Origin of the sequence: Cupriavidus sp. H18C1 (genome assembly GCF_049311595.1) — a bacterium.
Classification (GTDB): domain Bacteria; phylum Pseudomonadota; class Gammaproteobacteria; order Burkholderiales; family Burkholderiaceae; genus Cupriavidus; species Cupriavidus cauae.
Genome location: NZ_CP186009.1, coordinates 2,044,029 through 2,063,782, shown reverse-complemented (window position 1 = coordinate 2,063,782; position 19,754 = coordinate 2,044,029). Strand labels below are relative to the sequence as shown.

General features: G+C 69.2%; 13 protein-coding genes and 2 pseudogenes. 7 read left to right on the top strand and 8 right to left on the bottom strand.

Annotated features, from left to right (window positions below; translation table 11 throughout):
* Positions 1–55 precede the first annotated feature (55 nt).
* Positions 56–697 (bottom strand): CBS domain-containing protein, encoded by a 642-nt coding sequence (locus tag OJJOAM_RS25175; RefSeq protein WP_422650278.1) that lies wholly within the window; start codon positions 695–697, stop codon positions 56–58.
* 28 nt (positions 698–725) lie between these two features.
* On the opposite strand from OJJOAM_RS25175, the gene OJJOAM_RS25170 reads away from it, so the two are divergent.
* Together OJJOAM_RS25170 and OJJOAM_RS25165 are read left to right on the top strand one after the other, a co-directional pair.
* Positions 726–2,201: a BON domain-containing protein gene (locus OJJOAM_RS25170; RefSeq protein WP_422650277.1), complete on the top strand. Its 1,476-nt coding sequence runs from the start codon at positions 726–728 to the stop codon at positions 2,199–2,201.
* Between the two features lie 279 nt (positions 2,202–2,480).
* Positions 2,481–2,792 (top strand): hypothetical protein, encoded by a 312-nt coding sequence (locus tag OJJOAM_RS25165; RefSeq protein WP_422650276.1) that lies wholly within the window; start codon positions 2,481–2,483, stop codon positions 2,790–2,792.
* A 76-nt stretch (positions 2,793–2,868) separates the two neighbouring features.
* Here OJJOAM_RS25165 and serA read toward each other — a convergent pair whose 3' ends face one another.
* From serA to OJJOAM_RS25150, 3 genes are all read right to left on the bottom strand, one after another.
* Positions 2,869–4,092, bottom strand: coding sequence for a phosphoglycerate dehydrogenase (gene serA / locus OJJOAM_RS25160; RefSeq protein ID WP_150082361.1), 1,224 nt, complete (start codon positions 4,090–4,092; stop codon positions 2,869–2,871).
* Between the two features lie 62 nt (positions 4,093–4,154).
* Positions 4,155–4,880, bottom strand: a complete 726-nt coding sequence (locus OJJOAM_RS25155) for a hypothetical protein (protein ID WP_422650275.1) — start codon at positions 4,878–4,880, stop codon at positions 4,155–4,157.
* A gap of 121 nt (positions 4,881–5,001) precedes the next feature.
* Entirely contained in the window at positions 5,002–6,276 is a 1,275-nt protein-coding gene (locus OJJOAM_RS25150; protein ID WP_422650274.1) for an MFS transporter, read from the bottom strand.
* 209 nt (positions 6,277–6,485) lie between these two features.
* On the opposite strand from OJJOAM_RS25150, the pseudogene OJJOAM_RS25145 reads away from it, so the two are divergent.
* Positions 6,486–7,401: pseudogene (locus OJJOAM_RS25145) on the top strand (LysR substrate-binding domain-containing protein).
* Between the two features lie 209 nt (positions 7,402–7,610).
* Here the strand turns inward: OJJOAM_RS25145 and OJJOAM_RS25140 are convergent.
* The gene (locus OJJOAM_RS25140; RefSeq protein ID WP_422650273.1) at positions 7,611–7,913 is read right to left on the bottom strand and encodes a hypothetical protein; all 303 of its coding nucleotides are present in this window, start codon (positions 7,911–7,913) and stop codon (positions 7,611–7,613) included.
* A 165-nt stretch (positions 7,914–8,078) separates the two neighbouring features.
* Positions 8,079–8,336, bottom strand: coding sequence for a hypothetical protein (locus OJJOAM_RS25135; protein WP_422650272.1), 258 nt, complete (start codon positions 8,334–8,336; stop codon positions 8,079–8,081).
* 300 nt (positions 8,337–8,636) lie between these two features.
* On the opposite strand from OJJOAM_RS25135, the pseudogene OJJOAM_RS25130 reads away from it, so the two are divergent.
* The 3 genes and pseudogenes from OJJOAM_RS25130 to OJJOAM_RS25120 all read left to right on the top strand — a co-directional run bounded on the left by OJJOAM_RS25130 (position 8,637) and on the right by OJJOAM_RS25120 (position 15,024).
* Positions 8,637–10,347, top strand: a pseudogene (locus tag OJJOAM_RS25130) (Y-family DNA polymerase).
* Positions 10,348–10,692: 345 nt separating this feature from the next.
* Entirely contained in the window at positions 10,693–11,019 is a 327-nt protein-coding gene (locus OJJOAM_RS25125) for a type II toxin-antitoxin system Phd/YefM family antitoxin (protein WP_422650271.1), read from the top strand.
* Between the two features lie 561 nt (positions 11,020–11,580).
* Positions 11,581–15,024, top strand: coding sequence for an error-prone DNA polymerase (locus tag OJJOAM_RS25120; RefSeq protein ID WP_422651059.1), 3,444 nt, complete (start codon positions 11,581–11,583; stop codon positions 15,022–15,024).
* Between the two features lie 113 nt (positions 15,025–15,137).
* Here the strand turns inward: OJJOAM_RS25120 and OJJOAM_RS25115 are convergent, their stop codons facing one another.
* Both OJJOAM_RS25115 and OJJOAM_RS25110 read right to left on the bottom strand, forming a co-directional pair.
* The gene (locus OJJOAM_RS25115) at positions 15,138–16,676 is read right to left on the bottom strand and encodes a M81 family metallopeptidase (protein ID WP_422650270.1); all 1,539 of its coding nucleotides are present in this window, start codon (positions 16,674–16,676) and stop codon (positions 15,138–15,140) included.
* Positions 16,677–16,893: 217 nt separating this feature from the next.
* Positions 16,894–18,228: an MFS transporter gene (locus OJJOAM_RS25110; RefSeq protein ID WP_422650269.1), complete on the bottom strand. Its 1,335-nt coding sequence runs from the start codon at positions 18,226–18,228 to the stop codon at positions 16,894–16,896.
* 317 nt (positions 18,229–18,545) lie between these two features.
* On the opposite strand from OJJOAM_RS25110, the gene OJJOAM_RS25105 reads away from it, so the two are divergent.
* Positions 18,546–19,625, top strand: a complete 1,080-nt coding sequence (locus OJJOAM_RS25105) for a LysR family transcriptional regulator (RefSeq protein WP_422650268.1) — start codon at positions 18,546–18,548, stop codon at positions 19,623–19,625.
* Positions 19,626–19,754 lie beyond the last annotated feature (129 nt).

Sequence of the window (19,754 nt, the reverse complement as noted above, 5' to 3'; positions counted from 1 at the left end):
AATCCCGGTCGTTGCCTGCGCCCGCAGGCAAGCGGCATTCGACGTCAGCGCGACATCAGCGGGACGGCTGCGCCGGCTGCGAAACGCCTTGCAGCGCCTCACCGGTACCGCCGGTATCGCCCGTCTTCACCGCCAGGTCGCCCAGCGACACCATGCCGACCAGGTGATGATCCTTGTCGATCACCGCCAGGCGGCGGATCTGATGCGCCGCCATCTTTTCGCGTGCGGTATCGATCGACTCGTCATCGCTGCACCATTGCACGTCCTCGGTCATCGCCTGCGTCACCTTGGTGTTGGCCGGGTCGGCCCCTGCGGCGGTGCAGCGCACGGTGATGTCGCGGTCGGTCACCATGCCGGTCAGCCGGCGCCCGTCGCAAACGGGCAGCGCGCCGACGTCGAGCTGGGCCATCAGTTCGGCCGCGCGCTTGATCGTGTCGTCCTGGGTCAGAAAGGCTGGCTGTGCGGTCATCACATCGCGTAGAACGCCGCCAGACCGCTGGGCGCCGCCTTGCATCTCGGTTGCCATCGTCGTTTCTCCTTGCGGATAGTTGGCACTGCGTGCGCTTCGCACGCATCCACGGTTTCGCAAGATGCGTTCCAGAACGCCCGCCCGGATGACGCCGCCGTGGCACGCGGGGCGCGGCGGAGCGACGCGGCGGTACGGTTCTTGCGCGGCATGACGGATACGGGCGCGCATCGCGCCGGACCACCTGCAGGAGATCGATATGCGAAACGAATCCATGCGACGCAATCGGCCAGAGCAATCCTGGCCTGGCTACGATCAACGTGACGATGGCTGGAGCGACAACCGCTCCGAACGCTGGGCCCAGGACGACTGGCAGGCGGAATCGGACGGCAACGACTGGGAGTCGCGCTGGCGCCGGGCGCGCCTGACGCCGTACCAGCTCAGCGAGGGCGGCCCGCCGCGCGGCGCGTTCGAGGACGACGACACCTATGGCACCGGCTATGGCCGCGACGCCGGCCGGCAGAGCCAGCCATACCGCAGCGGCAGCGGCACCAGCGGCGGCTATGGCGAGGGGCGCTACAGCGGCGAGCAATACACCAGCGGCCAGCCGGGCCGCGGTCAATACGGCCGCGCTCAAGGTGGCGGTCAAGGCGGCGGTCAAGGCGGCAGCCAGTATGGGCGCAGCCAGTACGGGCGCGAGCATGGCGGTGGCCGATTCGGTGGCGGATACAGTGGCGGGTACAGTGGCGAGTCCGGCTATGGCTCTGAATATGGGTCGGAGTATGGTGGCCAGTATGGTGGCCAGTACGGGCGCCAATCTGGCGGCGGATATGGCGGCGAGTATGGCGCCGGATATGGCGCCGGATATGGCCGCGGCGAGGAGCGCGGCGATTGGCGTGGCCGCGGCGAATCGTCGACCCGCCGCAACGAATATCGCACCGACCCCTGGCAGTCCGGCTACTCCGGCGCCGCGGCGCTGGAGACGGGCACCGGGCCCTCGTACGGTACCGGCACGCGCGGCGACGAATGGCGCGAGGAAGACGAGCGCTACGGTGGAACAACCACGTGGCGCGGCGGCCAGCGCCAGGGCATGCGCAACCGCGATCAGGACTGGCTGCGCGAAGCCGAACGCAGCAGCGGCTACAGCAACGCCGGCACATCGACCTACGGCTGGGACCGCTTCGACGACGACTGGCCCGGCCGCAACTACGCCGTGCCGGAACACCGCTACGGCGGTGACTACCGCGAGGAATGGTCGGGCCGCGAGGCGGGCCGGCAGTCGGCCGGCGAGTTGAGCTATGGCGGCAGCTACAGCCGCTACGGACGCGACGAGCGGGACGAGCGTGATGACGATCGCGAGGAACACGGTCCGCTGTACAACATCGGCCGGCGCATCGGCGAGGCGGTCAGCGAGTTCTTCGGCACCGACGATCGCTCGCAGCGCCGGGTCGGCCCGAAGGGCTATCGCCGCAGCGACGAGCGTATCCGCGAGGCGGTGTGCGAACGGCTCGCCTATGCCGAGGGGCTCGATGTCAGCGAGGTGACGGTCGACGTCAACGGCGGCATCGTCAAGCTCGCCGGCACGGTGCGCGACCGCAACGAGAAGTACGACATCGAGGACCTGGTCGACAATGTCTTCGGCGTGACCGACGTGGAGAACGATATTCGCGTTCGCCGCGACAGCGGCGAATCGCCGGCGAAGATGGATGATCTGAAGGGCTGGACGCCGGACTGATCGGCCGAGGCTCCGGCGCGCGGGCAGGCCCCGGCAGGGTGCGTAGGCGGTCGGTGCAGCGGGCGGTGGAGCGGTGAAAGCGGTGAAGTGCGGGCGGTGAAGCGGGCTGGTGAAGTGGGGCGGTGAAGCGGGGCGGTGAAGCGGGGCGGCCGCCTGGCGGCCGCCCATTCCATCCCGCCGCACCGCCTTGCGTGCGCTGCCGCACGCGTGTCAGACAGGCGCCGATGGCGCCCCGCCACCCTCTGGGCAATACTGCGCTCACAAAACAGGGAGGGCGCCATGACCGCCAACGAGGGTTTCATCGCCGCCAACCGGCCGGCGGCACCGCCCGATGCCGGCGCACCGGCATCGGCGCAGGCCAATACCGAGAAAAAGCGCGCGCCATGGTGGCAGCCGGGCGTCTACTGCAGCGCGCCGGCCGTATTTCTGTGGATCGCCTCGCGGCTGCCGGAAGACATGCTGTCCCAGATGTTCCGCGGCGAATCGATGCCGCTCGTCCTGAATCAGCTCGGCGACGCGCTGTTTTTCTGCGGCTGGGTCATCAGCGCGATCCTGCTGTGGGGCAGCCGGCGCCAGACGCCGGCGGCCTGACCCGTAGATCTCACCCGCAGAATTCTCCCGCGGATCTCACCATTACCATTACCGGCCAGTAGCCGTCATTACCCGCCTACGAGGCCGCCCCGGCCTCGTCGCGCCTGAGCACGCGCAGCCGCAGCACGCCGGGCAGCGCGGCCAGCGCCTGTTCGAGTTCGGCCGAGGGCGCCTTGTCCAGGTCGGTCACGACATAGCCGGTGGTGCCGCGCGTCTCCAGATGCTGCCCCGCGATATTGATGCCCTCGCGCGCGAGCAGCGTGTTCAACGCCGCCAGCGCGCCCGGCGCATTGCCGTGGACGTTCAACAGCCGCGCCGGGCAATCGACCGGCCCGGGATCGACCTCGGGGAAATTGACCGCGCCGATCGTGGCCCCGGTGGTCAGGTAGTTGACCAGCTTTGCCGCCACCTCGACGCCGATGTTCTGCTGGGCCTCCTCGGTGCTGCCGCCGATATGCGGGGTCAGCAGGACGTTGGGCAGATTCTGCAGCTCGCTGACGAACGCATCCTTGTTGCTCTTGGGCTCGCTGGGAAAGACATCGATCGCGGCGCCGCCGACCCGCCCGTCGCGCAGCGCCTGCGCCAGCGCGGCAATATCGACCACGCTGCCGCGCGAGGCGTTGATCAGCATCGCGCCGCGCTTGAAGGCGGCCAGCACGGTGGCGTCGATCATGTTGCGCGTGCGCGGCGTCGCCGGTACGTGCAGCGTCACCACGTCGGCATGCGCGACGGCGTCGGCCAGCGAGCCGGCCGCCTTGGCCGAGCCCAGCGACAGCCGCGGCTGCACGTCGTAGTAGACCACCCGCATGCCCATCGCCTCGGCCAGCACGCCGACCTGCGAGCCGATGTTGCCGTAGCCGACGATGGCCAGCGTCTTGCCGCGCGCCTCGAAGGCGCCGGCCGCGCCCTTGGCCCATTTGCCGGCATGCGCCAGCGTGTTCTTCTCGGGAATCCGGCGCAGCAGCATCACCGCCTCGCTGACCACCAGCTCGGCCACCGAACGCGTATTCGAGAACGGGGCGTTGAATACCGGGATGCCGGCCGCGGTCGCGGCCGCCAAGTCGACCTGCGAGGTGCCGATGCAGAAGCAGCCGATCGACAGCAGATTCGCCGCGTGGCGAATGTCCTCGGCATGCAGATGGGTCGCCGATCGAATGCCGATCAGCTCGTTGGCGGCCAGCACTTCGTGCAGTTCGCCGCCGGCCAGCGCGCCGGCGCGGCGGTCGACCTGCAGTCCGGCCTCCGCCAGCCGTTCGCTGGCGCTTTCATGGATGTTCTCGAGCAGCATTACCTTGGTCATCGCGGCCTCGTGTAGCGGTCGTGGTGGGCCCCGACGGTGTCGGTGCAGCGCTCTATCTTGCCTCAACTTCGGCAGGGAAGTGAGGTAGGCGACGATTTGCGGCGCGCCGGGCGGGCCGGCAGCGGGCCGCATTCGACAGTCTTGCCGGCTGCGGACGGGACGGCGATCGATGCCTTCGCGGCGCGCTCGGGCGATGCGGATGCGTTCGGCGATCTGGACGATGTTGACGATCTGGACCCTTGGGTAGATCTGGCCGAAGCGCCCAGCATCGCATGCGCGCGAATCAGCGGGATCTCGTCGCCGGCGTCGGCGCGCTGCGCATCGCGCCGGTCGCTGAATTCGTTCAGGTTGGCCTGCATCCGCTGCAGCAGCGTGGACAGCATCGCGCGTTCGTCGCTGCTGAACGGGCTGACCGATACCGAATGCAGGGCCTTGATCGACTGCGCGATGCGCTGCACGCGCGCGCGCTCGGCCTCGGGGACGACGGGCTGTGCCTCGGGCAGTGCCGGGCCGCAGGTCATGCCGGCGCCGTCGACGAAGGCGATCCAGCGGTCGCGATGCAGCTCGGCCAGCAGATGCTCGCCCATCTCGACGTCGATCAGGATCGCACCCAGATACGGCCGGTGCCGGACATAGTCGCCGCGCGCGACAGCCCGCAGCAGGATCCATTTGACGTAGGTCAGGCCGGAGGTGGACAGCGTCGCATCCAGCGCGCGCTGCCAGGCCTTCATCGCCTCGACCAGGGCAACGATCGTCGGCTCTCCTGCATCACTGCGGTGCAGCGTCATCCATGTCTCCCTGTCATGTTTTTGAACGGCGTAACGTACACGAAAACCATGGCAGTTCGAGGGCAACTAAGGGAAATCGAGGACAAGGATGCCCCCCGATATGACGGCTGCGTCGCAGGTTTCAAGCCGGCGCCATCGCCGTCTCGTGGTGACCGACCGGCCGGTCGTCGATTGGCCAGTGCAGCACGGTGGCGCCGAGCCCGACCACGATCGCGCCCATCCACACCAGGTCGTAGGAACCGGTCCGATCGAACAGATAGCCGCCGAGCCAGACGCCGAGGAAGGAGCCGAGCTGATGGCCGAGAAAGACGAAGCCGAACAGCGTGGCCACATAGCGGGTGCCGAACACCTGCGAGACCAGGCCGCTGGTCAGCGGCACGGTGCCCAGCCAGACGAAGCCCATCACCGCGGCGAACACGAAGACGCTGACGCTCGAGAGCGGCACCAGCAGGAACAGCGCGATCGCCGCGGTGCGCAGCAGATAGATGCCGCTGAGCGCCCGATGCCGCCGCACATGGTTGCCGAGCAGCCCGCACAGGTAGGTGCCGGCGATATTGGCCAGCGCGATGATCGCCAGCGCGATCACCGCGTCGCGCGCGGGCAGCCCACGGTCGAGCAGATAGGCGGGCAGGTGCGAGGCGATGAAGGCGAGCTGGAAGCCGCAGGCAAGAAAGCCGATGTTCAGCAGCCAGAAGCCGCGATGCCCGCAGGCCTGGCGGATCGCGGCGCGCATCGATTGGTGGCTGCCGTTCGCGCCGGCCGCTGCTGCGGTGGGGGCGGTGGCCGGCGTGGCCGGCGTGGTCGGTGCGGCCGGTGCGGCCGGTGCGGTGGCCGGTGCGTCGGCTGTCCGAGCGCCCCGCTCGCGCAGCGGCCACACCAGCGGCAGGGCCACCAGCACGCACGCGGCCATCGACCACAGCGCGGCGCTCCAGCCGATCCGTTCGACGCCGGCCTGCACCGCCGGCACCAGCAGGAACTGGCCGAGGCCGCCGAACGAACCGGCCACGCCCAGCGCCCAGCCGCGCCGTTCGGCGCTGACCAGCCGGCTCAGCGCGGCGAACACCACGCCGAAGGTGGTGCCCGACAGCGCCAGGCCCAGGCAGATGCCGGCGCTCCAGACGAAGGCGGCGGTGGTGCTCGCCTGCGTCATCGTGTACAGCCCGAGCGCATACAGCAGCAGGCCGGCCAGCATCACGCGCGCCGAGCCGAAGCGGTCGGCGATCATGCCGGCGAAGGGCTGCGCCAGCCCCCATACCAGGTTCTGCACGGCCATCGCGAAGCCGAACGCCTCGCGCGTCCAGCCGCGCTCCATCGTGATCGGCAGCAGGAACAGCCCCTGCACATGGCGCATGCCGAGCGCGAGGCCGAGGATCAGGCCGCCGGCCACGACCAGCACCAGGGGATCGGTGGCGGAGAGCCGGGGAGCTGGGGGAGGCGGAGCCGAGCGGAGAGCGGAAGCGGGAGCGGGACATGGTCGAGACGGCCTTCGAATGAGCGGTTAGCATGCGGTGGGTACCACCGGATTCCATTAAGCCGACTGCATGCGGGCAGCTCAATTGATTTCTTCGTCCGCTCGCATGCGCAACAGGAATGTGAAAGGCCGCCATGCAAAACCTCGTCAGCCTGCCGTCGCTCGATCTGCTCAAGGGCTTTGTCGCCGTGGGCCGGCGCATGAGCATCACGCTCGCGGCCGAAGACCTGTGCCTGACCCAGTCCGCGGTCAGCCGGCAGATCAGCGCGCTGGAGGCGCAGCTCGGCGTCCAGCTGCTGGTGCGCCGGCATCGGGCGATCGTGCTGACCGGCGCCGGCGAGCGGCTGTTCCGCAGCGCCAATGCCGCGGTCCAGCAGATCCAGGACGTGGTCGGCGAACTGCGCGTGCAGGCCGCGCAGCGGCCCGTGACGCTGACCGCCAGCGTCGGCGTCACCGGGCTGTGGCTGCTGCGGCGGCTGGGGCGTTTGCAGCAGGCGCATCCGGGGCTGGAGTTGCGGCTGTCGGCGAGCAACCGGGTGGCGGACCTGCGCGCCGAGCAGATCGACCTGGCGATCCGCTACTGCGCCGCCGACCATGCGCCGCCGGGCGCGATCGCGCTGTTCGGCGAGACCATCGTGCCGGTGGCGCATCCCGCGCTGGGCGTCGCGGCGATCGACAGCGTGCGGGCGCTGCAGGGCCTGAATCTGCTCGAGCTCGACGACGACACCAATCCGCGGCTGCGCTGGCGCCACTGGCTGGAGGAGCGCGGCTGGCAAGGGGCGAAGCCGCGCGCGATGACGCAGTTCAACCAATACGATCAGGTCATCCATGCCGCGCTGGCAGGGCAGGGCGTCGCGCTGGGACGGCTGGAGCTGATCCGCGACCTGCTCGACGACAGGCAGCTCGGCGTGGTGGCCGCGCCGGCGCCGGCCGCCGGGGGAGAACTTCGGCTACTGGCTGATCCAGGCGGACGAGCGGCCGCGTCCCGATGTGCTGAAGGTGGTGGCGTGGATTCGGGCCGAGGCGGCGGGGCATCGGATCGGCGGCTGATTTTCCCGAGTCCGGCAGTGGGTCTCTCTTGAGTACGGTCAAAATACTGTATAAACATACAGTATCCGAAAGCCGAGTTTCTCTGCGCCTTGAAGTGCACAGGAAGCGCACTTGAAGTGCTTGGAAGCGCTCGGGAAGCGCATCGAGAGACCTTGAAAACACCATGATTGCGTCATCGCCTGCCGTCACGTCACCGCCTGCCGTTGCCGTCACGTCACCTCCTTCCCCTCCCGGAACCGCCGCTGGATCGCCAGCGCGCCCTGGCCGAACTGGAACGGCGCCATCCCGACCTGTGGCGGGCCGGCCAGCTCGGCCGTGCCGCGTCGCTGCCGGTATGGTCGACCGGCTACGACGCGCTGTCGGCACAGCTGCCCGGCGGCGGCTGGCCGGTCGGTGCGGTGACCGAACTGCTGGTGCCGGACAGCGGCGTCGGCGAAGTCCGCCTGTTGCGTCCGGCCTTGCAGTCGCTGGCCGAGGCCGGGCGCCGGCTGATATGGATCGGCGCGCCGCATGCGCTCAATGCGCCGGCGCTGGCGGCCTGGGGGTTGCCGGCACGGCAGGTGTATTGGGTCCGTGCGGAAGAGGGGGCAGGAGGGCGCCGAGGGCGGGGCTCGCCAGGCCGCCACCAAGGGCAGGCGCCTGGGGCGCCAGGCCGGCCAGGGCGCTCGGCAAGCCACTCAGCAGGCCACCAGGCAGGCCGATCTGCTATGGGCCGCCGAGCAGGTACTGCGCAGCCAGGCGTTCGGCGGCGTGCTGGTGTGGCTGCCTTCGGCCCGTCCCGAGGCGGTGCGGCGCCTGCAGGTGCTGGCCCAGGCCAGCGAGGCGGTGGTCTGGGTCTGCCGTCCGGCCGCGGCCTTGCGCGAATCGTCGCCGGCGGTGCTGCGGCTGCTGCTGTCGCCGCTGCCCGGCAATGCGCTGTCGATCGTCTTCCACAAGCGGCGCGGACCGGTGCGCGATACCCCGCTGATCCTGCCGCTCGGCGCGATGCCGGCGGTGCCGGCCGGGCGTTCGGCGCTGTCGGCATCGGTATTGGAATCGACATCCGGATCGACATCCGAGTTGATGTCCGAATCGATGTCCGAGTCGATGTCCGAGTCGAGGTCCGAGTCGAGGTCCGAGTCGAGGTCCGAGTCGAGGTCCGAGTCGAGGTCCGAGTCGAGGTCCGAGTCGAGGTCCGGAACCGCTCACGAATCCGCCAACGAGTCTCCCCACGAGCCCCCCTCACGAGTCCGACCATGCCGTTCTGGATCGCGGTGCATCTGCCGCGCCTGCCGCTGGACGCGCTGCACCCCAGCTGGCCTGAGGCCGCGGGCGCTGCCGGCATTGCCGGCACGCTCAGCCATGCGGTGCCGACGGTCGTGCTGGAGCAGGAACGGGTGGTGCTGGCCAACCGGCCGGCGATGGCGCTGGGCGTGTCCGCCGGCATGCGGCGCGGCGGCGTGCAGGCGCTGTCGGCCGAAGTGGTGCATCTGGAGCGCGACCCGGCCGCCGAAGCGCAACTGCTGACCGCCGCCGCGCTGGCCCTGCTGCGCTTCACGCCGCAGGTCACGATGGACGAGGCACTCGGCCCCGCCACCGTCGCGCTTGACGTGACCGCCAGCCTGCGCCTGTTCGGCGGCCATCGCGCGCTGTGCCGCGCGGTGCGCGCCTGCATCCGCAGCCTCGGCACCTTCGCCCAGATCGGCTGCGGCACCACCGCCCATGGCGCCGCCTGGCTGGCCGCGATGCCGCTGCGGCTCGGGCGCCGCGGCCAGGTGCTGCGCCCCGCGCGGCGCGCGGTGCGCAGCGAGCGGATGGCGCGGCTGCTGGACCGGCTGCCGGTCGAGATGCTGGCGAGCCTGGCCGATCCGCGCTGGCTCGATGGCATCGGCTGCCGCACCGTCGGCGAGGTCCGCTGGCTGCCGCGCGCGGGCCTGCAGCGCCGGCTCGGCACGGAGCTGCTGGCGCGGCTGGACCAGGCCTATGGCGAGACGCCGGCGCGCCTGGGCTGGTTCACCGCGCCGCCGACCTTCGCCGAACGGATGGAGTTGCCGGGACGGACCGAATCGGCCGCCGGCGTGCTGGCCGGCGCCCAGCGCCTGCTGCAGGCGGTGGCCGGCTGGCTGACGGCGCATCAGGCCGGCGTCACGCGCTTCGTGCTGCGGCTCGAACACGAACGCCAGCGGCGCGACGCCGCCATCGCCGCCACGCCGGTGACGGTCAGCCTGGCCCAGCCCAGCCGCGATCCGGTGCATCTGTCCCGGCTGCTGCAGGAAAAGCTCGACCGGCTGCAGTTCGAGGCGCCGGTGGTCGGCCTGATGCTCAAGGTCGACACCGTGGCCGAATGCCTGCCGCAGAGCGACACGCTGTTTCCCGAGCCGGGCGGCGGGCAGGCCGAACTCGGCCGCGTGCTCGATACCCTGGTGGCGCGGCTGGGCCGCGAGAACGTGTTGCAGCCGCATCCGCTGGCGGACCATCGGCCCGAATGCGCCAACCGCTGGCGGCCCGTCGACGAAGCCGGCACGGTCCGCGCCAACGCGTCGCCGCGCGGTTCGGCGCCGCGCATTTCGTCGCCGGGGGTTTCATCGCCGGGGGTTTCATCGCGGGGAGTTTCGACGCCGGGAGCTTCGACGCCGGGAGCTTCGACGCCGCGAGGGGCGGCGCCCCGCGTTTCGACGCCGGCTCCGGCCGATCCCGCCTTGCCCGACCGTCCGCTGTGGCTGCTGGAGCCGCCGCTGCGCCTGCCGGTGCGCCGGCATCGCCCCTGCCACGGCAGCCCGCTGACGCTGCTGTCCCGGCCCGAACGCATCGAGTCAGGCTGGTGGGACGGCGCCCTGGCCACGCGCGACTACTTCATCGCCGAACGCGGCGACGGCCTGCGCTGCTGGATCTACCGCGAACGCCCCGGACGCGAGGGGGGAGGAGGAAGGGGAGTACCGGTGGTTTTTGCATGGGTTGTTTGGGTAAGGACAGCGCATATGCCGAAAACGATAGCTCCGCTCCCCATCTGTGTGGACGCCGGCGAGAGAGCTGGCTACCTTCCTCAGCACAATTCCCTCTGAAACTGGTGTGACATGTCCACTTGGGAGGAGAAAAGCCGGCACAAGCCGGTTTTTCTTTGGACGCATCCTTTCGTGTTCGAGCACAAAATGATCACTTTGGACCTTTTTAACTTCCTTGGACCCTTCTGCTATGATATGGTCACGGCGTAAATTTGACGCCAGGAGGAAACCGTCATAGAAGCGACAACCCGTTTCGCGGCTCCTCCCCCTGCTCCTGATCTCTGGGAGCAACCAGCAAGGAGAGATGGATATGACCGCAGCCCTCACGACTTTCAGCGCGAGGGACGCAAAGACTCGTTTTGGCGAGGTCTTGGATGAAGCATTGGGCCGCCCGATCGGGATTACCCGGCATGAGCGCCTGACGGCTTATGTGGTATCGAAGCGCGACTTCGAAGCGCTCGTCAGCCGTATCCAGGAACTCGAAGATCAGCTTTGGCTTGCCAAGGCTCAGATCGCTCGCAATGAAGGGTATGCGAGTCCAGAAGAGGTCAGCGCGTTCCTGAACGCTCCTGGGAACCCTGATCGCAATGAACCTGAAAATCACCAAACAAGCCCTCAAGGCTTGCGAAAAGCTTGACGCCAAGCAGTATCGCCAGGTTGTTTCCGCCATCCTGAGTTTGATGAGCAATCCCGAGCCCCATGACAGCCAGCCGTTAAAAGGTGCCTCCCGTGGGGGAGCGCCGTCTCGACATCGGGGGAGTACCGCGTCGTTTATGCGGTGGAAGAGAGCGATGTCATTGAGGTTCTGGTTGTCGGCAAGCGCAACGACGATGATGTGTACAAGCTCTGGGAGCGCATCAGGTAGCGAAGTAACGAGGTGGCGTGAGGGCTCCGGATAGTGTTCAACGGGTTGCCATGCAGAGATACCGTCAAGTTTTTTGAAATAGCCTCCTTCGGGAGGCTATTGTTTTTTCTGTGGCTGGTGCAACGGGACGGATGACGACAAGGCACGCAGGCTCGCACCGCAATTCATCTTGCCTTCACGCTTGTCGGTACTGTATAAACATACAGTATCCATCCCAGGCATTCCCCTCGCAGTGCTGTGTCCCAAGCTCCACCCCAGTCCCCGTTTTCCGCGTCTTCGTTGCCGCCATCGCTCGCCTCGCTGCTGCTTGGCAGCCTGCCGGACTATGCGGAGCTGCATTGCATTTCCAACTTCACCTTCCTGACCGGTGCCTCCCATCCGGAGGAACTGATCGAGCGGGCGTTGGCGCTCGGGTATCGCGGGCTGGCGTTGACCGACGAGGCGTCGGTGGCCGGCACGGCGCGGGCGCATCACGCGCTGAAGACCTTGCGCGAGCGGACTCGCGAGGCGGTGGAGCGCAGTGCGGCGCGGCTGGCCAGGATGGCGGCCGGCGGCGCTGCCGACGATGCGGACGACAATGACGAGGACGACGATGACGACAACGAAATGTGGCTCGCGGCGCCATCGTCAGGCCCGGGGGCAGCCGCTGCCGTGGCCGATTCGCCGGCAGGCGGGGCGGTCCAGCCGGAGTTCCTGCGCCGGCATGCGCGCCTGCTGGCCCGGGCCGAGGCGGCCGAAGCCTTCCGGCTGCTGATCGGCAGCCGCATGACGCTGCAGGCGGGCGAGGGCGGCCTGGGTTTGCGGCAGCGGGGTGACCCGTCCGAAGTCCCATCCGAAGTCCCATCCGAAGTCCCATCCGAAGTCCCGTCCGGTATCCGGCTGATCCTGCTGGCGCAGGACCGCGAGGGATTCGGCAACCTGTGCGAGCTGATCACGCTCGGGCGCCGGCGCGCCGACAAGGGCAGCTACCAGCTGTACCAGCACGACATCAGCGATCCCGCTCCGGAGGAGGCGCATCTGCGCGGCATGCCGCATTGCCTGGCGCTGCTGTTGCCGGACTACTGCGCCGATCCCGAGACGCTGCGCGCGCAGGCGCAATGGTGCCGCGCGATCTTCGGCGAGCGCGTGTGGATCGCGCTGGAGCTGCTGCAGGAACATGCCGACGCGCTGCATCGCGAGCGGCTCGAGGCGGTGGCCGCCGAAACCGGCGTGCCGCTGGTGGCAGCCGGCGCGGTGCAGATGCACGTGCGCTCGCGCAAGCCGCTGGCCGATGTGCTGACGGCGATCCGGCTGGGCCAGCCGCTGGGCGCCTGCGGCATGGCGCTGGCGCCCAATGCCGAGCGCCATCTGCGCATGCGCCAGCGGCTGTCGCGGCTCTATCCGCGCGAGGCGCTGGCGCAGACGGTGAGAATCGCCCAGGCCTGCGACTTCTCGCTCGATACGCTGCGCTACGAATATCCCGAGGAACTGGTGCCGAAGGGCCATACGCCGAGCTCGTACCTGCGCCAGGAGACGATGGCCGGCGCCGCGCAACGCTATCCCGACGGCGTTCCCGCCACGGTGCGGCAGCGGCTGGAGGACGAGTTCGCGCTGATCGAGGAAAAGGGCTACGAGCATTTCTTCCTGACGGTCTACGACATCGTCCGCTTTGCCCGCGGCAAAGGCATCCTGTGCCAGGGCCGCGGCTCGGCCGCGAACTCGGTGGTCTGCTACTGCCTGTACATCACCGAGGTCAGCCCCGAGCAGACCAATCTGCTGTTCGGCCGCTTCATTTCGCGCGAGCGGGACGAGCCGCCCGATATCGACGTCGACTTCGAGCACCAGCGGCGCGAAGAGGTGATCCAGTACATCTACCAACGATACGGCCGCCATCGCGCCGCGCTGGCCGCGACGCTGATCACCTATCGCGCCCGCAGCGCGCTGCGCGACGTCGGCCGCGCGCTCGGCATCGACCCGGGCGTGGTCGAGCAGGTGGTCAAGGGGCAGGCGTGGTGGGAGAGCGGCCACAGCTTCGTCGAGCGCATTTCGCGCTACGGGCTCGACCCCGATTCGCCGGCGGTGCGCCAGTGGGCCAGCCTGGTGGCGCAGCTGCGCGGCTTTCCGCGCCATCTGTCGCAGCACGTCGGCGGCTTCGTGATCGCGCGCGACAAGCTGTCGCGGCTGGTGCCGATCGAGAACGCGGCGATGGAGAACCGCAGCGTGATCCAGTGGGACAAGGACGATCTCGAATCGCTGGGCCTGCTCAAGGTCGATGTGCTGGCGCTGGGCATGCTGACCGCGATCCGCCGCGCGCTGGCGATGATCCCGAATCCCGCGCATCCGGAGCTGCCCTGCCGCATGGAGGACATTCCGCAGGACGACAAGGACACCTACGAGATGCTGTGCAAGGCCGACACCGTCGGCGTGTTCCAGGTCGAGTCGCGCGCGCAGCAGTCGATGCTGCCGCGGCTGCAGCCGCGCAAATACTACGACCTGGTGGTCGAGGTCGCGATCGTGCGGCCGGGGCCGATCCAGGGCGGCATGATCCATCCCTATCTGAAGCGGCGCGAGATGGTCCGCCGCACCGGCAAGCTGCCGACCTATCACAACGAGGTGATCCGCCGCGTGCTGGGCCGCACGCTGGGCGTGCCGATCTTCCAGGAGCAGGTGATGCAGCTGGCCATCGACGCGGCCGGCTTCACGCCGGGCCAGGCCGACCAGTTGCGCCGCTCGATGGCCGCGTGGCGGCGCAAGGGCGATCTGAAGCGCCACCAGGACGCGCTGATCAAGGCGCTGACCCGCAACGGTTACCCGGAGGCGTTCGCGCAGGCGATCTGCAAGCAGATCGAGGGCTTCGGCGAGTACGGCTTCCCGGAGAGCCATGCCGCCAGTTTCGCCAAGCTGGTCTATGTCAGCGCCTGGATCAAGCACCATCATCCCGCGGCCTTCCTTTGCGCCCTGCTGAACAGCCAGCCGATGGGTTTCTATTCGCCGTCGCAACTGGTGCAGGACGCGCGCCGCCATGGCGTCAGGTCGCTGCCGCCCGACGTGACGGTCAGCGGCTGGGAAAGCGTGCTGGAGAACGATGCGGTGCGGCTCGGCCTGAACCGGGTCAAGGGCATGCGCGAGGCCGCCGCGCTGCGGATCGAACAGGCCCGGCTCGAGCGGCCCTTCGCCAGCGTCGAGGACCTGGTGCTGCGCGCCGGCCTCGATCGGCACGATATCGACGTGCTGGCCGCCGCCGATGCGCTGCGCTCGCTGGCCGGACATCGCCGCCAGGCCCGCTGGCAGGCCCGCGCCGCGGCGGTGCAGGCCGCGCATCGCGATCTGCTGCACAGCGCGCCGCCGGCCGAGGGCGCGCTCGCGCTGCCGGCGCCGAAGCTGGGGCAGGAACTGGTGGACGACTACGCCAGCCTGGGGCTGTCGCTGAAGGCCCATCCGCTGACGCTGCTGCGCCGGCGGCTGGCGGGGATGGGCTATGCCACCGCGCGCGACCTGGCCGGGCTACCCAATGGGCGGCGGGTGCGCGCCTGCGGCATCGTCACCGTGCGCCAGCGGCCAGGCACCGCCAGCGGCACGATCTTTTCGTCGATCGAGGACGAGACCGGTTCGATCAACGTGATCCTGTGGCCCGACCTGGTCGACCGCCAGCGCAAGGAGGTGCTGGGCGCGGCCCTGCTCGGCGTGGTCGGCACCTGGCAGCGGCAGGGCGAGGTCCGCCATCTGATCGCGCAGGAACTGGTCGACCTCAGTCCGCTGCTGGGCCGGCTGGTGGCGGGCAGCCGGGATTTTCACTGAATCACCAAAGCCACCAAACCCGCGCCTTCGCGAGGACGACGCGGATCATGCGCGGATCATGCGATATCGGCCACCATGCTGTCGTCCCCCGCGAACGCAGCGACCCGGTGTCTTCAAACTTCTCCGCGCGGCCCCGCGAAAGCCGGCCCCAGCGGCCGCAGCCGCAATCCCGCCGGCAATTTCTTCCACGGCAGATCGGCCGGATCGGCCAGCAGCGGACCCGGCGCCTTGGCCACCAGCACCGCCTCGGCAATCGGCTGGAAGTCGGCGCGGAAATGCACCGAACTCTTGTTGACCAGGATCTTCATCCGCTCCGGCTCGACGCCGGCCATCCGGTACAGATTGCGATCGAGCATCTGGGCCTTGCCCGCGCTGACCACTACGTGCACGCCGCCGATCGTCAGCCGCGCCGCCGGGCCGACGTCGACGTCCATGCCGTTCATCATCGGACCGTCGAAGCGGCAGCGGCCGTCGGACAGCTGCGCGACGCGGAAGGTCGCCTCGAACGGCGCGTCGCCCGGCACGCCCGACTGGCCGCCGAGCGCGATCGTGATGTCGCTGCCGACGCCGGCGGCATGCGCGGCGCGCACGGCCTCGGGATCGACGATCAGCCCGATTGCGGCATCGGTGGCACCGGCGCGCACCAGCGCGCGCAGCATGCCGGTCGTGTTCGAGTCGCCGCCGGCGCCGGGGTTGTCCTGCGTGTCGGCGATCACCACCGGGCGGCTCGCCGCTTGCGACAGCCGCATCGCCTCCTGCACCGCCTCGTCCGGTGTCAGGAACGGCACCGCCCATTCCGGCTCGCGCGCGATCACGGCCTCGGTCAGCGCGGCGACCGCCTGCTCGATGCGCGCCGCGTCGTCGCCATAGCCCCACACCACGCCGCCGCATTCGGCGAAGTCCGCCGCCGGAAAGCCCGGCGTGAACGACAGCGACACCACGCCGTCCAGTTCGCGTTCGAGCTCGTCCAGCAGCGCGTAGATGCCGCGGGCCGGTTCGAGGAAGGTGCACTGGCCGTTGATCGGAATCAGGAAGGGCAGGCGCCGCGCGGCACGATGCAGCGGGCGGCCGTTGCCCGCGGCGAGCAAGCGTTGCAGCAATTGCGCCGCGCGCGCGCCGGTGTCCGCCATGTCGACGTGCGGATAGGTTCGGTAGGCGACCAGCGCATCGGCGCTGTCCAGCATGCGCTGCGTGACATTGGCATGCAGGTCGAGGCTGGCGACGATCGGCACGCCGGCGCCCACCACCGCGCGCAGCCGCGCCAGCAGCTCGCCTTCGCCGTCGTCGTGCGCGTCGGTCACCATCGCGCCATGCAGGTCCAGATAGATCGCGTCGGGCCGCTGCGCGCGCGCGGCATCGACGATCTCGCCGGCGATGCGTTCGAACGCGTCGGTGGCCACATGCGCCGAAGGGCTGGCGCCGGCCCAGATCACCGGCAGCAGTTCCGCTTCGTTGCTCGTCAGTCCGCGCGTCAGCTCGCCGATCGCGCGCAGGAAGCCGCCCGCCGGGATGTTGACGTCGCGCAGCGCCAGCACGTCGGCGCCGCGCACCATCGCGGGAAAGCCTTCGCCGCGGACGAAGTTGTCGTAGTGAGCCTTCGACGGCGCGAAGGTATTGGTCTCGTGCTGGAAACCGGCGAGGAGGATGCGCATGGATCGGTAGTCGGTCAAATCGAAACGTGGAAACGAGGCATGGGGCAAGCAAGGCCACGGCGCACATCAGCCCATCGCGGCGCACCGCGGCGGGCGCCAGCGCACCGTGGCGGGCATCGGCCCATCGCAGCGGGCGCCAGCGCACCGCGGCCGGCATCGCCCCATCGCAGCGGGCGCCACCGCACCGCGGCACGCATCAGCGCACCGCGGCGGGCATTCAACGCACCCCGGCCGGCGCGCGGTCCTTCGGCAGCCGGTTCAGCAGGATCGCCAGGCCGCCCGCGGCCAGCAGCGCCACCATCGCCAGCAGTCCGCCCTCCAGCGAACCGGTCAGGTCCTTGACCGCGCCGATCAGCGTCGGGCTGACGAAGCCGCCCAGCAAACCCAGGCTGTTGATCAGCGCGATGCCGCCCGCCGCGGCGGTGCCCTGCAGATATTCGGACGGGATCGCCCAGAACACCGTGTAGGCGGCCCACATCGCGGCCGTCGCGACGGTGATGCTGAGCAGCGACAGCGTCAGGTTGTCGGCGGTGAAGGCCGCGACCGCCAGCGTGGCGGCACCGACGAAGGCCAGCGTCGCGCTGTGCCAGCGCCGTTCCTGACGGCGGTCGGAGCTGCGCGCGGCGAGGAACATCAGGATCGCGGCGGCCACGTAAGGCAGCGCCGAATACATGCCGATCGCCATCGTGCTGGTCACGCCCGCGCCCTTCAGGATTGTCGGCAGCCAGAAGCTGACCGCGTAGATGCCGCTGATCAGGCAGAAGTAGCCGAAGGCCAGCGCATAGATGCGCGGATCGCGCAGCACCGTGGCGAAGCTGTGATGGCCGCCGCCGGCGCGCGCGGCGCCGATGTCGTGCGCCAGCAGCCGGCGCTCGTGGTCGGACAGCCAGCGCGCCTGCGCCGGCGTGTCGTCCAGAAAGAAGTAGGCGACCACGCCGAGCAGCACGCACGGCAGCCCCTCGATCAGGAACATCCATTGCCAGCCGGCCAGGCCGTGCGAGCCGGCCAGCGCGGTCATGATCCAGGTCGACACCGGGCCGCCCGCCATGCCGCCGATCGGGCCGGCCAGCATCACGATCGCCATCACGCGCGCCATGCGCGCGCCGCCGTACCAGTAGGTCAGATAGAAGATCATGCCCGGCGCGAAGCCGGCCTCGAACACGCCGAGCAGGAAGCGCAGCGCGTAGAAGCTGTGGGCGTCGCGCACGAACAGCATGCAGGCCGAGGTCGCGCCCCACAGCACCATGATGCGGCTGATGGTCTTGCGCGCGCCGATCCGTGCCAGCAGCAGATTGCTCGGCACCTCGAACATGACATAGCCGAGGAAGAAGATGCCGGCGCCCAGCCCGTAGACCGCGTCGCTGATGCCGACGTCCTGCTGCATCTGCAGCTTGGCAAAGCCGATGTTGACCCGGTCCAGGTAGGCGAACACGTAGCACAGCAGCAGGAAGGGCAGCACGCGCAGGCTGATCTTGCGATAGATCGGCGCCAGCGCGTCGGGCGTGGCGGCCATCGCGTTGGATGGATTCCACGAGGTGGTGGTCTGTTGCATCGATGTCTCCGGGTGCCGCGGGCACGGTGCGGGGTTGGCAGGACGGGCGCTTGTTATGAAGTTGCTGTGCTGTCGTTGTGCTGTGGTCGTGCTGTTGTTGTCCCGTTCGGCAGGCGTTCGCGACCAGGGCGACGCCAGCCTTCGCGCATTGTTGCCAACGCGGCCGTTGAGGAACAATAGCCATCGCTGTACGATTCCGTTGCTTTTTGGTCAACGCTCCGGTCAACGCTTGGCCGACGCTGGACGATCAACGCTTGGCCGACGCTGGACGATCAACGCTGGTCGTTCAACGCTGCTGGCCGCCACGACGCCCCCGCATGCAGACAACGTTCGAAGGAAACACCCCGTGCCCGTATCCCCCCGACTCGAACCGCGACGGCGCCTTGCCGGCCGGACTCAGCGAACGCCGGCTGCGTTATTTCTATGCGGCCGTTGCTGCCGGCTCGATCCGCGCCGCCGCCGACAAACTCGATGTCGAACCGTCGGTGATCAGCCGGCAGATCCAGCAGCTCGAAGGCGAACTCGGCGCGACACTGCTGGAGCGCCGTGGCCGCGGCGTGATGCCGACCGAGGCGGCCCAGCTGGTGCTCGACCACTACCGCGAGCGGCTGGCCGGCGAGGAGACGCTGCTGGCTCGGCTGCAGGAACTGAATGGGCTGCAGCGCGGGCAGATCCATATCGTCGCCGGCGAGGGCTTTATCGACGAGCTGATCCACGCGGTGCTCAACGAGTTCTGCCAGCGCTATCCGAAGATCCACGTCACGCTCGAGCTGATGAACGTCAACGAGGTGGTGCGCGCGGTCGCCGAGGATCGGGCGCACGTGGGCCTGGCCTATGCGCCGCCGCCGGAGCCGACGCTGCGCGTGCTGACGGCGCGACGCCAGCCGGTCTGCGTGATCGCACGCCCCGATCATCCGCTCGCCCGCCGCGGCAAGGCGCTGACCGTCGCGGACATCCTGCCGTATCCCGTCGGCCTGATGACGCCGGGCTTCGGCCTGCGCCAGGTGATCCAGCTGGTCGAGCTGACCGAGAAAGTCCGCTTCACCGCGGCGCTGACCACCAACTCGATCGCGGCGCTGAAGCACTACGCCAGCACCGGCCTGGGCGTGACCTTCCTGCCGGCGCTGGCGGTCGCGCGCGAGCTGGGCGACCAGCTGGTGGCGCTGCCGGTGCGCAACGCGGTGCTGGAGGCCGCCGACGCGCAGCTGATCGTGCGCGACAAGCGGCCGCGCTCGGCGGCGGTCAAGCGGCTGCTCGACTATCTGGCGGAGATGACGGTGCTGCGGGCCGACGGGGGAGGGCGCCGGCCGGGCACGCAGGGGGCGCAACCGGCGCACGGTTTGAGCGCCACGCAACGCACGGCGGCTTGCTATCCGGGACGTCCGAATGTGGCGTAAAGCCAACATGAAAACGCAGAAGTGGACATTGTCCATTTGTGTGCTATGGTTGTGAACGCTGTACACAACTGCGCGGAATGCCCGCGCGCCAATCCTCCCGTCAATGCTCCCGAAGCAAAGAACCCAAAC

Coding starts and splice junctions, on each gene's coding strand:
- OJJOAM_RS25165 (WP_422650276.1), top strand. CDS start 2,481: ATGACCGCCAACGAGGGTTTCATCGCCGCCAACCGGCCGGCGGCACCG.
- OJJOAM_RS25170 (WP_422650277.1), top strand. CDS start 726: ATGCGAAACGAATCCATGCGACGCAATCGGCCAGAGCAATCCTGGCCT.
- OJJOAM_RS25155 (WP_422650275.1), bottom strand. CDS start 4,880: ATGACGCTGCACCGCAGTGATGCAGGAGAGCCGACGATCGTTGCCCTG.
- OJJOAM_RS25175 (WP_422650278.1), bottom strand. CDS start 697: ATGCGCGCCCGTATCCGTCATGCCGCGCAAGAACCGTACCGCCGCGTC.
- serA (WP_150082361.1), bottom strand. CDS start 4,092: ATGACCAAGGTAATGCTGCTCGAGAACATCCATGAAAGCGCCAGCGAA.
- OJJOAM_RS25105 (WP_422650268.1), top strand. CDS start 18,546: ATGCAGACAACGTTCGAAGGAAACACCCCGTGCCCGTATCCCCCCGAC.
- OJJOAM_RS25110 (WP_422650269.1), bottom strand. CDS start 18,228: ATGCAACAGACCACCACCTCGTGGAATCCATCCAACGCGATGGCCGCC.
- OJJOAM_RS25115 (WP_422650270.1), bottom strand. CDS start 16,676: ATGCGCATCCTCCTCGCCGGTTTCCAGCACGAGACCAATACCTTCGCG.
- OJJOAM_RS25140 (WP_422650273.1), bottom strand. CDS start 7,913: ATGCGGCGCGCCGATCCATATCAGCCGGCGCCCGGCCTCGGCCAGCGA.
- OJJOAM_RS25125 (WP_422650271.1), top strand. CDS start 10,693: ATGACCGCAGCCCTCACGACTTTCAGCGCGAGGGACGCAAAGACTCGT.